The 15,448-nt window shown below is 48.8% G+C and carries 14 protein-coding genes and 1 rRNA gene; 8 read left to right on the forward strand and 7 right to left on the reverse strand.

All coding sequences use genetic code 11. The features are described 5' to 3' along the window. The first annotated feature begins 165 nt into the window (after nucleotides 1-165). Nucleotides 166-282: ribosomal RNA gene (gene rrf, locus B147_RS0109485) — 5S ribosomal RNA — on the forward strand. A gap of 138 nt (nucleotides 283-420) precedes the next feature. Here the strand turns inward: rrf and B147_RS0109490 are convergent. Continuing rightward, nucleotides 421-1,395 (reverse strand): Ppx/GppA phosphatase family protein, encoded by a 975-nt coding sequence (locus B147_RS0109490; protein WP_020586972.1) that lies wholly within the window; start codon nucleotides 1,393-1,395, stop codon nucleotides 421-423. Between the two features lie 79 nt (nucleotides 1,396-1,474). On the opposite strand from B147_RS0109490, the gene B147_RS0109495 reads away from it, so the two are divergent. The 4 genes from B147_RS0109495 to B147_RS0109510 all read left to right on the forward strand — a co-directional run bounded on the left by B147_RS0109495 (nucleotide 1,475) and on the right by B147_RS0109510 (nucleotide 4,405). Then, nucleotides 1,475-1,636, forward strand: a complete 162-nt coding sequence (locus tag B147_RS0109495; RefSeq protein ID WP_020586973.1) for a ribbon-helix-helix domain-containing protein — start codon at nucleotides 1,475-1,477, stop codon at nucleotides 1,634-1,636. Between the two features lie 80 nt (nucleotides 1,637-1,716). Next, on the forward strand, nucleotides 1,717-3,177 hold the full coding sequence (locus B147_RS0109500; protein WP_245568984.1) for a CHAD domain-containing protein: 1,461 nt from the start codon (nucleotides 1,717-1,719) through the stop codon (nucleotides 3,175-3,177). 14 nt (nucleotides 3,178-3,191) lie between these two features. After that, a complete protein-coding gene (locus tag B147_RS0109505) occupies nucleotides 3,192-3,926 on the forward strand; it encodes a ParA family protein (RefSeq protein WP_020586975.1) in 735 nt (244 codons plus the stop codon). A gap of 14 nt (nucleotides 3,927-3,940) precedes the next feature. Next, nucleotides 3,941-4,405, forward strand: coding sequence for a CYTH domain-containing protein (locus B147_RS0109510; protein ID WP_020586976.1), 465 nt, complete (start codon nucleotides 3,941-3,943; stop codon nucleotides 4,403-4,405). On the opposite strand, the gene B147_RS31135 is transcribed toward B147_RS0109510, so the two are convergent. From B147_RS31135 to ppk1, 3 genes are all read right to left on the reverse strand, one after another. Continuing rightward, on the reverse strand, nucleotides 4,402-4,551 hold the full coding sequence (locus tag B147_RS31135; protein WP_245568985.1) for an arsenate-mycothiol transferase ArsC: 150 nt from the start codon (nucleotides 4,549-4,551) through the stop codon (nucleotides 4,402-4,404). The two genes, B147_RS0109510 and B147_RS31135, sit on opposite strands and share 4 nt — an antisense overlap. Nucleotides 4,552-4,610: 59 nt before the next feature. After that, complete coding sequence (locus tag B147_RS0109520) at nucleotides 4,611-4,802, reverse strand: hypothetical protein (protein WP_020586978.1); 192 nt, start codon at nucleotides 4,800-4,802, stop codon at nucleotides 4,611-4,613. Between the two features lie 465 nt (nucleotides 4,803-5,267). Continuing rightward, entirely contained in the window at nucleotides 5,268-7,457 is a 2,190-nt protein-coding gene (ppk1, locus tag B147_RS0109525) for a polyphosphate kinase 1 (RefSeq protein ID WP_020586979.1), read from the reverse strand. Nucleotides 7,458-8,029: 572 nt separating this feature from the next. Here ppk1 and B147_RS0109530 point away from each other — a divergent pair. Then, nucleotides 8,030-8,362: a PI-PLC domain-containing protein gene (locus tag B147_RS0109530; protein ID WP_020586980.1), complete on the forward strand. Its 333-nt coding sequence runs from the start codon at nucleotides 8,030-8,032 to the stop codon at nucleotides 8,360-8,362. A 205-nt stretch (nucleotides 8,363-8,567) separates the two neighbouring features. Beyond that, nucleotides 8,568-10,103, forward strand: coding sequence for a polyphosphate:AMP phosphotransferase (pap, locus tag B147_RS0109535; protein WP_020586981.1), 1,536 nt, complete (start codon nucleotides 8,568-8,570; stop codon nucleotides 10,101-10,103). A 43-nt stretch (nucleotides 10,104-10,146) separates the two neighbouring features. Here the strand turns inward: pap and B147_RS0109540 are convergent, their stop codons facing one another. Further along, a complete protein-coding gene (locus B147_RS0109540; RefSeq protein ID WP_020586982.1) occupies nucleotides 10,147-12,339 on the reverse strand; it encodes an RNA degradosome polyphosphate kinase in 2,193 nt (730 codons plus the stop codon). A gap of 205 nt (nucleotides 12,340-12,544) precedes the next feature. Between B147_RS0109540 and B147_RS0109545 the strand changes: the two genes are divergently transcribed. After that, a complete protein-coding gene (locus tag B147_RS0109545; RefSeq protein ID WP_020586983.1) occupies nucleotides 12,545-13,411 on the forward strand; it encodes an NAD(P)-dependent oxidoreductase in 867 nt (288 codons plus the stop codon). A 2-nt stretch (nucleotides 13,412-13,413) separates the two neighbouring features. Here B147_RS0109545 and B147_RS0109550 read toward each other — a convergent pair whose 3' ends face one another. Next, nucleotides 13,414-14,646, reverse strand: a complete 1,233-nt coding sequence (locus B147_RS0109550) for a uracil-xanthine permease family protein (protein ID WP_020586984.1) — start codon at nucleotides 14,644-14,646, stop codon at nucleotides 13,414-13,416. A 119-nt stretch (nucleotides 14,647-14,765) separates the two neighbouring features. Then, nucleotides 14,766-15,392 (reverse strand): uracil phosphoribosyltransferase, encoded by a 627-nt coding sequence (gene upp / locus B147_RS0109555; protein ID WP_020586985.1) that lies wholly within the window; start codon nucleotides 15,390-15,392, stop codon nucleotides 14,766-14,768. Between the last annotated feature and the right edge of the window lie 56 nt (nucleotides 15,393-15,448).

Below are 15,448 nucleotides of genomic sequence, written 5' to 3' on the forward strand. Positions count from 1 at the left end.
ACAGCTTATTTAAAGACTTTGCTTGCGCCTTGATTTTCACTAAAATTTCATCCGACTGCAACATAGCAATATTTTGATATTGATTTACTGCAACAGATTACATATTTGGATCCATGGAACATGACAAGAATAGAACTTTCTGAAGTTCCAGGTCCGACCAGTGTAACCGGTGGCGATGGCGAAGAGGCCACACCCGTACCCATCTCGAACACGGAAGTTAAGCTCTTTAGCGTCGATGGTACTGCATGGGAGACTATGTGGGAGAGTAGAACGCCGCCGGTTCTTTTTCTAAAAGCCCTGACCAAGGATACCTTGATCAGGGCTTTTTGTATTTTACAGATGCAGATCACCTTGTCCATGGGTTCGTCATTCAGAGGGTTCGTCATTCAGAGCCATGATGGATTCTCGATTGTTATTTTTTCAGACTATCCTATAATCCGGTCCTTCTATGACTATGGCCTCATCTTGTACCGGTTCAATTGTGGGTGCATGCATGTGTTTTTCCATTGACTTTACCTGCATTCTCTGGTCATGCAAGACCCTGATCATGCCGTCGGCAAGTCCCTGCATGGGGACATGAATTTTTTCACAACGGCCCCAGGTCATGGCTTTAATATAGATCCGCGCCCCTGGGATGATAACGTCTGCCCGGTCAGGTTTTAAATTAAAGCGTTTCATCCGTTCTTCCAGTGCATAATCAGCCAGTTCATCCCGGATTTTTTTTATCTTTTTCAGCTTCACCCATGTGCCGGGACGGCCCTTGGCCAGCTTAAACAGCTTGTTGATGTTGCCGCCACTGCCAATGGCCTCCACAGGCTCGTGCCCCCGGGTGATTTTTTTCAACCAGGATTTCATAATATCCCAATCCTGCTGCCGGGCCCGGTTGTTGAGCAAACGGATGGTGCCCAAGTTAAAGGAACGGCTGGCCTGGACCCTGCCGTCACAGAATAAAGTGATTTCCGTACTGCCGCCACCCACATCCACAAACAAAGCCGCCTTTTCCGAGGAGGTCATTATTTTGTGGCGGTTTTGAAAAAGATACCGGGCTTCTTGTCTGCCGTTAATGATTTCAATATCTATACCGGCCTGTTCCTTGATTCTGCGGCATACCTGTCTGCCGTTTTTGGCGGTCCTCATGGCCGAGGTGGCACAGGCCTTGACGGCTACGGGCTGGTACGCATCAATGAGTTTTGCAAAACCATTCATGGTTTTTGTCAGTTTGCAGGCCCGTTCATCCGAGATCACGCCCTGTAAAAAGGCATCCTCACCTAAGCGGATAGGCATGCGCATCCAAGAGATCTTTTTTACCCTGAGTCCGAACTCTTCTTTCGATACCATGGCTAAAAGCAGGCGCACGGCGTTGGAACCGATGTCTATGGCGGCGTATTTTGTCATTGAATCCATAATAGTTGACATCATAGTTTAATGACGTCATTATATCAAGGCGTGAAACAAAGATTAACAAGGATCTAATATGGTAAAAATCAGAAAGGTGAATACTTCCCTAAGGCTGGAAAAAAAAGTGCTCAAGGCACTTAAAATTTTGGCCATTGAAAAAGAGACCAGTGTTCAGGCCATTATTGAAAATCTGATCCATGAATACATCAAAAAGAATAAGGGAAAATCAGAACAATGAATTTGCCTCCTTCGCAAACTTTTATGCTGCCGACCGGCATAAATCTCGAAAAGATAAATGCCAAGCTAAAAGATGCAGATATGACCCTTACTGGAAATACCTGTGAGCCGCAAGAGGGAACTCTTCTGGATACATTTGATGCCGCGGTTTACAACTCCGATGCCCTTTTAATTCAGACGGAGTCCGATTTAATCAGGATCTGCTGGTCAGGTGATATAATGGCACAGACTGCACCGGAATCCGGATGGCAATTTGCCCGGGATCTTCCCCTGGGGCCTGTCAGGGATCTGCTATTGGATCAGTCCCCTTTGCGGGCGTTTACACCGGCAGGTCAGGTGACCCTTATTCGGGATACATTGCTTCTTCTGGATGACGAGCAGAAAACCTGCTGCCGCATTGAATCGGTCTCTTTGAATCGTGGGAACAATACCTGGTCCTGGCTTCGGACCCGTCCCATGCGCGGGTACAACGACAGCCATGCCTTGATCTGCGACATTTTGAAAAAATTGGAAAAACCTGGGCTCCCGGCTGGCGTGCTGAAACTTGAGATCTCGGATTATACATCCAAGCCGGTTATTCGTCTGTCTGAAAATGCCCCTGCCAGGAAAAGCCTTTGTGCGATTGTCCAGACTTTTTTGCAGGTGACACGCCGCAACGAACCAGGACTGATTGATGATCTGGACACTGAATTTCTTCACCAGTGGCGGGTCAGTCTACGCAAGGTACGTTCCGTGCTTACCTTATTCAAAGGGGTGGTGGCCACAGAAACCCTTGTTCAGTTGAAGCAGGATTTCAAGGATATTATGCAGGATACCAACCTGATGCGGGACCGGGATGTTTATCTTTTATCCAAGGACGATTATTTTGCCCTGGTTCCGCCCCAGGCCCACCCGGGCCTTGAGGTCCTTTTCGACCTACTGCAACAGGATCGGAATGAGGCTTTTGGAAAGGTTAAGACCATGCTTAAATCCAAGAGGTACAAAAAACAGATAAAAGCCATCCAAAAGTTATTTGAGAATCCTAAAGCCTTGCCCAAAGGCCCCAAGGCCGATGCGCCGTCCAAAGTTTTTGCTGCCGGCCTTATTTTGAAACGATATAAAAAGGTGTGCACGCTTGCCGGCAATATTAGCGATAAGACCCCGGACGAGACCATTCATGCATTGCGCATCCAGTGCAAAAAGCTGCGGTACCTGATTGAATCGGCCCAGCCTTTATTCGACGACAAACAGGTAAAACGCCTGCTAAAAAATCTTAAAGGGTTACAGGAGCACCTGGGAAGTTTCAATGACCAATCTGTCCAGCAGGCTACCCTGGCCCAGTGTCTTGACCGTTACCCGGGCACCGGAGCCAACGCCAAGGCCCTGGCCGAAAGCATCGGGGCGTTGACGGCCATGCTTTACCGCAAACAGTTGGCAGAACGCCGGATGATTATTGAAAATCTGTCCCGGTTTTACAGCCCGGATACACAGGGGGCGTTTAATGCTCTGTTTGATTTAAAGAACACAGATAGTAAACAAGACAACACCCAGGTTGATTCATAGGGAGATAAAGATTTATGAAACTTATTGCCTGTTATTCCAACAAAGGCGGAGTGGGAAAAACCGCTGCTTCGGTCAACCTGGCATATGCCAGTGCATTAAGCGGCAATCGGACACTTTTGTGCGACCTTGATCCCCAGGGAGCCTCAGGATTTTATTTCCGTGTGAAGCCATCCGAAAAATTGAAAAATAATACTTTTTTTGAAGATACGAAAAAATTTGCAAATGCCATCAGAGCAAGCGATTTTCACAATTTGGATCTTTTGCCGGCCAATATGAGCTTCAGGGATTTTGATATTTTTTTATCCCGGATGAAAAAGAGCCGCTCCAGGCTGAACAAGGCGTTGAAACCGGTTGATGGCGAATATGACATTGTTCTACTGGACTGCCCCCCCAATATCTCTCTGCTTTCGGAAAATGTTTTCAAGGTGGCAGACCGCATTGTGGTGCCGGTGATCCCCACCACCCTGTCCCAAAGAACCCTTGAACAACTGTATGTGTTTTTTAAAAAACAGGGTTATCAGTCATCCAAAATCTTTCCGTTTTTTTCCATGGTCCAGCAGAGCAAATCCCTGCACCTTGAGACCATGGAAGAGATCCGGGCCGGCAATAAACAGGTGATGAACTCCTGGATACCTTTTTCTACACATATCGAGCGCATGGGTGTTCACAGGGCACCGGCCCTGTCCTATGCCGGAAAGGAAGCGGCTGTGGCAGCCTATTCACAATTGTGGCAGGAAGTTCAAAATTAAGGGAACAGCGTACAATGAAAGAAATAGAACGAAAGTTCCTGCTGCCAAAGATGCCGGAAATTGTTTTGCAGTCAACCACCTGTATTCGGCAGGGCTATATTTCCAAATCCCGGGATTCTGTTGAGATCAGGCTTCGCCAGAAAGGTGATGCATTTTTCATGACCTTTAAACGGGGACAGGGTCTTATCCGGGACGAAGCGGAAATCAGGATTGATGAAGCGGACTTCAATTATCTGTGGCCGTTGACCCAGGGCCGGCAGGTGGAAAAGCAACGGTCCAAAGTCGTTCTTGATAGCGGCTTCACTGCAGAGATTGATGAATTTTCAGGTGCTCTTGCAGGCCTTTTTTTATGTGAGGTGGAATTCGGTGACCAGGAGCAAGCCGGGGCGTTTGTTCCGCCCCAATGGTTTGGGGCGGAAGTGACTGAAGATGCTCAGTATAAAAATAAAAGCCTTGCCGAAAACGGTATTCCCGATTAAGAAAACGACATTAGGGTACCACGCACATTGTAGGATTCCTCAAATTTTTTTGAGCCTGCTTTTTTGAAATAAGCTTCTGCCGTCTGACTTCTGGCCGAATTATGAGCGCAAACAAATAAAACATTTTTCTTCATCTTGATATCCATTATAAATTTCCATATTCCAGGAATCGTCCGGCACAGATTGATTATGGTGTCCCTGTTTTTCAAGGTTCGAACGGGTATTCCTGTAGCCAATCTTTCTGGCCCAAAAGCTGCAACGATGATTCATAGCCAATGACGATGCAATGCAGCAGGGGTTTTTCTTTTTTGTCGGCTGTCTTCAATTCAGTCAGCCGCTCAAGGTACCGGTCCTTCAATTGCTCAATTACCCAGTCAATATCCACTTCATGCTCCATTTTACCCCCCCCTTCTATGGTCATTAAGGATAAGTTTACTAACGGATCTTTATCAATCGATAGGTAATATGTAACAGAGGGCGCGTTCTATTTATTATAATTTGGAAAATATGAACAGCACCAAAGTTATGGGGAAAACGCTAAAAGATACCACTCAATTGATGGTCAAGTCCGGTCCTCCCTATAGCGTTAAAAAAGGTCAAATCCAATCCTTTTAGATCTTCCATGCTTATTAATTATATGAGTTGTGTTAGAAGAGTATTAGGATGTGCATCAAGTGAAAAAACGCTCCATGTTCCGGCGGCTGGAAATGGTCGACAGTCTCCTATACCAGCCTGCTGAAAATTGACGCACATTGTAGGATTACTTTATAACGGTCACTGACTCCTTGGTCTTTGACCGTGGTTCGGATCACAACGAATATTGAAACATCTCTGTAGGTTACAGAGAGTTTCTTATAAAGGCTTATTTCTTCTGTAACGCGGACTTCCCTTTTTTTACCACCATTCGGTGTGTCGTTTTCAGCCTCTTTTCCGCATTTTTAATTAGCTGCTCAAAGGAACTGCGCGCATCTTCACCCTGTTTCGGCTTCAGTTGAACATAGCTGCCGTCACTTTGCATTTCCCAGCAACTGTGCCTGTCGTTCAGCTGGATATCAAGCATCTCCCGCAATAAGGCCTGCAGGCGTGGAGATTCAACAGGCGCGCAGACCTCGACCCGGCTCTCAAGGTTTCGTTTCATCAGGTCGGCCGAAGCTATAAAGTATTCTTCCTTACCATCATTGCGAAAGTAAAAAATTCTTGAATGCTCCAGAAACCGGCCGACGATGGAAATAACGCGAACATTTTCAGAGAGTCCTGGAATGCCTGGCCGCAACCGACATGAATCACGGACGATGAGATCAATGTGAACGCCGGCCTGAGATGCCTTGTACAGTGCAGTGGTGATATCTTTGTCCTCAAGGGCATTTGTTTTTAATTGGATTAGCCCTTTCTTACCTTCAGCCTGCAACTTGCTCTCCCGGTCAATCTTCTCCAATAACTTTTTTTTCAAAATATAGGGGCAGGGTAAAAGCTTCTTGTACTTACGGGCGACCGTATATCCGGTCGTCAGATAATTGAATAGCTTCGTGAGGTCGGAACCGATGACTGAATCACAGGTAAAGAGACCAAGGTCGCTGTATCCCCGGGCAGTACCGGCATGATAGTTGCCGGTTCCTATATGGGCGTAGCGATGCAAACCGTCAAAATCCTTGCGTACCACAAAGATAACTTTTGAGTGGGTTTTCAAGTCCACAACCCCGTAGGTCACATGGATACCCACCTCTTCCAGGGATCTGGCCCAGCGGATGTTGGCCGACTCATCGAAACGAGCCTTCAGTTCCACAACCACGGCGACCTGCTTACCGTTCTGGGCTGCGTCAATCAGGTACTGTATGACTCTGGATTGCTCGGCTGTCCGGTATAGTGTCATTTTAACGGCTAGAACTTTGGGGTCCCGACTGGCCTCCTTTATAAACCGTTCCACTGAGGTATCAAACGATTCGTATGGATGCTGCAAGAGAATGGACCCTTTTTCCTTTATGATATGAAAGATATTAGGATCCTCTTCAAGCAGCTCCGGATGATCGACGGGTTGATGAAGCGGAAAGTGCAAATCCTGCCGGTCAAGTCCGGCAATGTCCATCAGGTGCCTCTTCGCCATGATTCCCTCAACTTCGAAAACATCCTTTTCTTCATCAATGTTGAGTTCTGCGGCCAGCATGCCTCGTAGAGGCATGCTCATATTCGGGTTCACCTCAAGCCGGACGATTTCAGCAAATTTTCTGTCGCGGAGGGCGGATTCGATCATAGACAGGAGATCGTTAGCCTGCTCCTGGTCTCGTTCAGTAATGGCATTCCTGGTCACCCGGAAGAAATCACACGATTCAATAACCATACCTGGGAAAAGCAAGTCAAGGTTGTTGGCGATAACATCCTCTATCGGTACATATAAGTCTTCTTCGCCAATCTTTATAAACCGCGGAGAGAGCCCGGAGTCGACCGGAACCTTGATTCTGTTGAGGTACGCGTGCTCCGTATTTGGATAGCTTACCTTGACCAGAAGATTCAAAGATAGGTTGGAGATAAAAGGAAACGGATGCGCCGGATCCATTCCTTGGGGCGTTAGGAGTGGATATACATTATCGAAAAAAAACATGTTGGCAAATGTCTTCTGCTCTTTTGTCAATTGGTCGTAGCCGATAAGAATAATGCCCTCTTCAGCGAGCAGTGTCTTTAACTCCACTTCCAACATTTGGTTCTGTTTTAAGATGTCCTGAACAACAATATGGCAGTCATCAATCTGCTCCTGCGGTGTCCGCCCGTCGACACTCAGCTTTTTGACCCCGGCCCCTACCAGTTGTTTGAGCCCACCGATACGTTTCATGAAAAATTCATCAAGATTCGAACCAACGATTGAGAGAAAGAAGACCCGCTCCAGAAGGGGGTTACGTGAATCCTGCCCTTCATGGAGGACCCGGCGGTTGAATTCCAGCCAGGTCAGTTCTCTGTTCAGGAACCATTTCGGAGATTTCAGGTCAAAGTCCGTGGAAATTTGTTGTTTCGCCTGAGTCGGGTGATGTTCTATTAAATTCTTCTGTTCATCAAGGGACATGATGTTCTCCAAATTATTTTACCCCAACACTACAAAATATTATATCAGATTTGCTCACATAGTTCTATTTTTATAAGAAAGTCCCCATAAGATACTGAAATACTTTCTTACTTTGTTGTGGGCTGCACCTCGGTGTTGACATGTCAGGTCAGCCCATGGCTGTTATAAGAAAGATCTGTGTAACCAAAACAGATCTTTCAACTTTCGTTGTGGGCCGAAGTCTGGGTGTAGATAGACCAAGGACGGCCCGTGGCCGTTTTATGAAGGTCCCCACGCTGTTAATGAACGTGATCAATAACCTGAAGCAATATAAACTAAGAATATAAGAATTGTGTTAGCGGCACATCCCGCATATCTGAGAGTTTATATTTCAGGAACCGTCCGGCACAAATTGTTCATGGCGTCCTGCCGAAAGTCGCCCATATTGTTGTCAGAAGCCAAGCAGCAGCTCATTGGGATGTCCCCCCGGTCAAATTACTGAGCATGTTGTATATGCCCGCCTTTTACTGACGCTTACTTGATCCCAGGTAATAAAAAGTTAATAGTCGCCTAACTGTCATTGCGTTACTGATTTGGCGGATCTGAAAGCGCAAGGGGTAAACATCATCGCGCCGCCGATCTGGGCGCTGCTGACCGTTGATAATGACAACCAGATCATTGCTTCGGAGTATGCCCTGAACGCCAAAGCGTCCGGTTTGGACATCATCACCTGGACCCTGGAGCGATCCGGTCTGCTGAAAGAAGGCGGCGGCTGGTACTACCAGAGCATTACTTCGGCCATTGACAACGACGGAGATATGCTGAAAGTGCTCAATGTGCTGGCCCAGGATGTCGGAGTCATTGGTGTGTTTTCCGACTGGCCGGCGACTGTTTCTTTCTATGCCAATTGCATGGGGTTGAAGTAGTAATGTGAAAAGGACTCGGTCTGGGCTGAATCCCGGTGCTGATAGACCAGATCAGCCCATGACTGTTTTAAAGAAGGGGGTTGGATTCGACAGCATCAAATAAGCGTGCATTTTAGGCTTGACATTGCCAAACATGGCCGGTTAAATTTTTTATTTGGTTTTGTATGAAATAAATGAGATTTAACCGACATAAAGGAGCAACTGCATGTTTGAATCTGCCGAGTTGGGACATAAGATACCTAAATCCGACTACAAGAAAGAAGTGCCTGCCCTGCGTGAGGAACTTCTCAATGTGCAGTTGGAATTGAACGAATCATCCTCTTTTCAAGTGATTATCCTAGTCGGCGGATTGGACGGTGCAGGCCGCGGAGCCACTGTGAATCTGTTGAACGAATGGATGGATCCCCGCTTTATTCAAACCCACGGCATGGGGGAACCCACGGACGAGGAACTTGATCGCCCCATGATGTGGCGGTTCTGGATGGCCTTGCCGCCAAAAGGTAAAATTGGTGTTTTCCTGGGGTCCTGGTACACGTGGCCGATGCTGAACAGGGTCCATGGCAAAACAAAGGATGCGGATCTGGAGCAGAGCATGGGCCGGGCAGTAAAATTAGAAAAAATGTTGGTGGATGAGGGGGCACTGGTCATTAAATTCTGGTTTCATCTTTCCAAGGAAGAACAGAAAAAACGACTCCAATCGCTGGAAAAAGACCCATTGACCCGTTGGAAGGTCACCAAGCGTGACTGGGAGCATTTCAAGAAGTACGACAAGTTTCGTGAAGTTTACGAAAAGGTCATTCGTCAGACCTCAACCGCTGAAGCTCCCTGGTTGATCATTGAAGGATCAGATGCCTGCTACCGGAACTTAACCGTCGGTAAGCTGATCCTCAACGCGATTCAAGAACGGTTGAACAAGGATGCTCAGCCTTCTTCGGAAATCCTCGCTCCTCCCCTTATGCCGTCTATTGATAATGTCAACGTGTTGAAGACGTTAGATATGACGCAATCCCTAACAAAGGAGGCGTACCAGAAAAAGCTGAAAAAATACCAGAGAAAACTCAATTTGCTGATCAGGGATCCAAAGTTTAAATATACCTCAGTCATAGCCGTGTTTGAGGGCAATGACGCCGCAGGAAAAGGAGGGGCCATACGTCGTATTACAGGGGCGCTTGATGCACGCGGGTATCAGATTATCCCCATTGCCGCACCTACAGAAGAAGAAAGGGAACAGCCCTATCTCTGGAGATTCTGGCGACATTTGCCCCGTAAAGGCCGCGTAACTATATTTGACCGATCCTGGTATGGTCGAGTACTGGTGGAGCGGGTAGAGCAATTCTGTTCGGAGGCCGACTGGATGAGGGCCTACAGTGAAATAAACGAGTTTGAGTTGCAGATCACCCGTCATCGCATGGTGGTGGTCAAGTTCTGGTTGACTATTACTAAAGAAGAGCAGTTGCAAAGATTCCATGCCAGAGAGCAAACCGGCTTCAAGCGGTTCAAAATCACGGAAGAAGACTGGCGTAATCGGAAAAAATGGGAACAGTACGAACTGGCGGTTACAGATATGGTGGACAGGACCAGCACACATTATGCCCCATGGACCATGATAGAGGCGAATAATAAATATTTTGCCCGTATCAAAGTACTCAAGACATTGTGCACAACAATTGAGGCCAAGCTCAAGGAACTTAACGATGAAGGCGTCGATTATCTGGAAAAACCAAAGAAAAAAAAGAGATGAACCAGATGATTGTTCCCGGGTCCCTAATAAATAAGTTGTTTAATCAGGGCTTTTTTGCCTTTCTTTTGGGCTTGTGAAACCGTTTCTGCCGGGTTTTTAACAATTCCGGGCGCAGGGCCGATCCCCGGCCGGACAGGCTGGGGTTGGTCATGAAAAAGTTATGGGCATTGAAGGGTTCCTTCTCGGGTTCGATTCGGGTGTAGGTGCCGTCACTGTTCAGGGTCCAGCTTTGTTCATTATCCCTTAAATTGGCCACCATAATCTGGTCCAGGACCTGGCGGTGGACCGTGGGGGTAAGGATGGGCACCAGGGTTTCAATGCGCCGGTCAAGGTTTCTGGGCATCCAGTCTGCCGAGGATATATAAACCTTGGCATGGGGCGACGGCAATTCATGACCGTTGCCAAAGCAGGCAATTCTGGAGTGTTCCAGAAACCGGCCCACAATGGATTTCACCCGTATGTTTTCGCTGAGTCCGGGAATGCCCGGCCGCAAGCAGCAGATGCCCCGGATGACAAGGTCTACACTGACTCCTGCCTGGGATGCCTGGTAAAGGGTGTCAATGATCACCGGATCCACAAGGGAATTCATTTTTGCCCAGATATGGGCCGGTTTCCCCTGTTCGGCAAATTCGATTTCCCTTTGTATATTTTCAACAATGCGTTTGCGCAAGGTCAGGGGGGCAATGTCCAGAACTTTAAGGTTGGCTGGTTTGGCATATCCGGTCATGTAGTTGAAAATCTGCATCACTTCTGCGCAGATCTGCGGATCATGGGTGAAAAAAGAGAGATCCGTGTAAATTTTGGCCGTAATGGGATGATAGTTGCCCGTACCAAGATGGGCATAGGATGTAAACTTGCCGTCTTCCCTGCGCACCACCAGGGAGAGCTTGGCATGGGTCTTCAGGTCAATGATTCCGTAAACCACCTGGGCTCCGGCAAGTTCCAGCTTTCTAGCCAATTCAATGTTGGCCTCTTCATCAAACCGCGCCTTGAGTTCAACCATGGCTGTAACATTTATTCCCGCCTCTGCCGCTTCCACCAGGGCCTGGACAATGGGAGAATCCTTGCTGGTGCGGTAAAGCGTCTGCTTGATGGAAACCACGTTGCTGTCCTGGCTGGCCTGGTGGATGAACTGGACTACCACATCAAAGCTTTCATAGGGGTGGTGAACAATAATATCCTTTTTTAAGATGGCTTCAAAGCAGTCCCCGCCAAAATCCCGGATACGTTCCGGGAACCTGGCATGGTATTTTCTAAACATTAGATCCGGGCGGTCATCACATATCAGTTCCTTGATCGCGGACAGCGCCACATATTCTGATTTGAACACATCTTCGGGGGTCATCTCGAATTGATTCGTGATGAACGTGGTTAAATTGTCCGGCATCCCGGTATCCACCCGCAGGCGGATTACATTGCCCCGGCGGCGGCGGTTCAAGGCGGATTGGAAGGTGCGTACAAGGTCTTCAGCCGCCTCATCAATTTCAAGTTCTGAGTCGCGGATTAACTGGAACGCCCCTGATCCCGTCAACCGGTATCCGGGGAACAGGTGATCATAGAACATGCTGATGACCGATACCAGGCGGATAAAGCGAATGGACTTGCCGGGTATCCTGATGTAACGCTTGAGCTGGGAAGGGACGATGACAAGGGCGAACATGGCATCCCCGCTCTCTTCATCTATAAGATCCATGATCATGCCATGGCCCAGGTTGGGAATAAAGGGAAATGGATGGGCCGGATCCACAGCAAGGGGGCTGAGCACAGGGAATAGTTTTGTCTGGAATTCCAAGAGCAGGTTTTCCCGGTCCTCCATGGTAAGCTGTTCGGGCTTGACAACAAAAACATTGGCTGCCTCCAGATCAGAGGTCAGCTCCTTAATACATCCCCGGGTAATGTTGTTGAGTTCTATGACGGCTTCTTCTATGGCCTTAAGTTGTTCGGACGGGGTCATATTGTCCGGGCTTGCACTTGTTGCGCCTTTGTTTACCTGGGCTTTAAGACCCGCCACCCGGACCATGAAAAATTCATCCAGATTGGAGGCGGAAATGGAGAGAAACCGAACACGTTCCATCAGGGGGTGGTTGGGATTCAGGGCTTCTTCAAGGACCCTGCGATTGAACTGTAGCCAGGAAAGCTCCCTGTTGATATAGCGATTGGTTGTGCTTAAATCAACAGCTTCTTCTAAAACGGTTTCTTCTAAATTGATCTCTTCTGCATCTATATCCGTTTCCATTCGTATTCCGGGGCTCCTTTAAAAATCATATGTCATTTCAGCTATGCTTTGAGTTACAATAGTGTTGTATGTATATCAGCAAATTACTAAAATTGTGTTAGGATCGAACGAAAATTAATCTTTATGATATCGGGGCTAAAGCTATTGATAACACCCTGAAAAAATGTTCAATAATGACAGTTAAGCTGTTTTAAGAGGAGAACTCATGACAGATAAAAATATCGGCTTCATCGGACTGGGCGTTATGGGGCAGTCCATGGCCGGGCATATTTTGGCCGCAGGCTTCAATGTTCGTGTGTACAACCGTACAAGACAGAAGGCCGACGCCTTGGTTGATAAGGGGGCGGTCTGGTGTGACAGTGTGGCGGAGCTGGCAGGATCATCGGATGTCATTATTTCCATTGTGGGATATCCGGCAGATGTAACAGAGGTGTTCACAGGCCCGGCCGGTATCCTGGAAAATGCCTCCGCCGGTGCCCTTGCCATTGATATGACCACATCGAATCCTGCCCTTGCAGAAAAATTGTGGGAGGAGGGGCGGCAGAAAGATATCCGTGTGCTGGATGCGCCGGTTTCCGGCGGGGATATCGGGGCTCGGAATGCGTCGCTTTCAATTATGGTGGGCGGGGAGGCGGATGATTTTTACCGTGCCCTGCCCATTTTTAAGACCATGGGAACCAATATTGTCCACCAAGGCAAGGCAGGCAGCGGCCAGCACACCAAGATGGCCAACCAGATTGCCATCGCCTCCACCATGATTGCCGTGTGTGAATCCATCTCCTATGCAAGGCACGCGGGGCTGGATCCTGAAACCGTACTTGAATCCATCGGCAAGGGCGCAGCTGCATCCTGGAGCCTGAATAACCTTGGGCCAAAGATGATCCAGGGGGATGATGCACCGGGATTTTTCATCCGGCATTTTGTAAAGGATATGGGCATTGCCCTTTCTGCAGCCGAAACCATGGGCATGAAGACCCCGGGCCTTGATATGGCTTACAAACTCTATAAACAGATGGAAGACCAGGGCGCCGGATTAAACGGCACCCAAGCGTTATTTCATTTGTTTGAGTAAAACTATTCTTTAGGCCTTGGCAGTATCACATTGAGCAGCACGCCGAGCACACCGGCAAGGCCGATACCGGACAGTTCAAAATTACCGAACTTGACGGCCAGCCCCCCAATGCCGGAAACCAGAATCAGGGCTATGATGCTCAGATTTCGCGGTGCCACAAGATCTTCCCGGGCCTGGGCAAGGGTGTTCAAACCCACCACGGCAATGGCCCCGAACAGCAGCAGCATGATACCACCCATAACAGGGGCGGGGATGGTCTGCAGCAATGCGCCCAGCTTGCCGATAAAGGCAAGCAGGATGGCGGTAATGGCGGCCCAGGTCATGATGGCCGGGTTAAACGCACGGGTCAGGGTTACCGCGCCTGTCACTTCGGAGTAGGTGGTGTTGGGCGGGCCGCCCAGAAATGCTGCCAGAGAGGTGGCAACACCGTCGCCCAGCATGGTGTTCTGGATGCCGGGGTCTTTTAAGTAATCTTTTCCCGTAACTCTGCCGATGGCCACGATGTCGCCGAAATGCTCAATGGCCGGGGCAATGGCCACGGGAATAATATAGAAGACGGCTTGAAGGTTCCACTGGGGCAGAACAAAGGCGGGTATGGCAACCCAGGGTGCAGAGATCACGGCATCAAAACTAACCATGCCCATGACAAGGGCCACAACGTATCCCACAGCAATGCCCACCAGAATCGGGATCAGTTTTATCATGCCTCTTGCAAGCAAAGAGACCAGGACAGTGGTCGCAAGCGCAATAAAGGCCACCGTCATGGCTGCGGCCTTGGAATAGTGGTCACTGCCGCTTGTGGCCATTCCCACGGCCACCGGTGCCAGTTTCAAGCCGATAACCATAATGACCGGGCCGGTGACCACAGCTGGGAGCACCCGCTGGATCACTTCGCTGCCCCGTATCCTCACCAGGGTACTCAGTATGATATAAACCACGCCGGCCGCTGCCAGGCCGCACATGGTGCCGGGAATCCCCCAGGTCTCGGCGCCGTACTGGATGGGGGCGATAAAGGCAAAGGAAGAGGCCAGAAAGATGGGCACTTTGCCCCGGGTAATGACCTGGAACACCAGGGTGCCTAAGCCCGCAGTGAACAATGCCACATTGGGGTTCAGTCCTGTGAGCAAGGGCACCAGCACCAGGGCGCCAAATGCCACAAAGAGCATCTGGGCCCCCAGGAAACAGTCCTTAACCTGGAAGTTGTAATCTGTGGATGACGGCAGATTGTCTGGCATTTTTTTATTTTCCTTCTTAAATGAGAGTACCAACCAGTTGCAGAGTTACTTTCATGTTTTGCTGTGGGCTGGGACTGGGCGGTGATAGACCAGGTCGGCCTATGGCCGTTATTTTAACATTACTTGGTGCCGAATATTTTATCCCCGGCATCCCCCAACCCGGGCAGAATATATCCCACGTCGTTAAGGCGCGCATCAATGCTTGCCGTGTAGATGTCAACGTCAGGGTGTTTTCTCTCCACTGCTGCAATGCCCTCCGGGGCGGCCACAAGAAACAGCCCCTTGATCCTTTTGCATCCGGCTTCTTTGAGCAGGTCAATGGTGGCGATTAAAGTCCCGCCGGTGGCCAGCATGGGGTCCAGGATCAGTGCGGTACGCTCTTCCATGGCAGAGGCGGTTTTAAAATAGTACTGTACAGGCTTTAACGTCTCTTCATTTCTATAAAATCCCACCACAGACACCTTGGCAGAAGGGATCAGGTCAAGCACCCCGTCCATCATGCCTAAACCCGCTCTCAAGATGGGAACAATGGTAATTTTTTTACCTTTTATTATTTCGATCTCAACCTCTCCTGCCCAGCCCTCGATGACCTTTTGCTCGGTCTCAAGATCCTGGGTGGCTTCGTAGGTGAGCAGGCGGGCCACTTCCGAGGCCAGATCCCTGAAATCCTTGGTGCTGATATCTTTTTGACGCATCAACCCCAGCTTATGTTTTATTAGCGGATGGTCCTCCACATATACGGGCATATCGCCTCCCTTTATTTGACAACATTAATATACAGGGTGAATCCTGACAAGATTAG

This window comes from Desulfobacter curvatus DSM 3379 (assembly GCF_000373985.1).
In the GTDB taxonomy this organism is placed as follows: domain Bacteria; phylum Desulfobacterota; class Desulfobacteria; order Desulfobacterales; family Desulfobacteraceae; genus Desulfobacter; species Desulfobacter curvatus.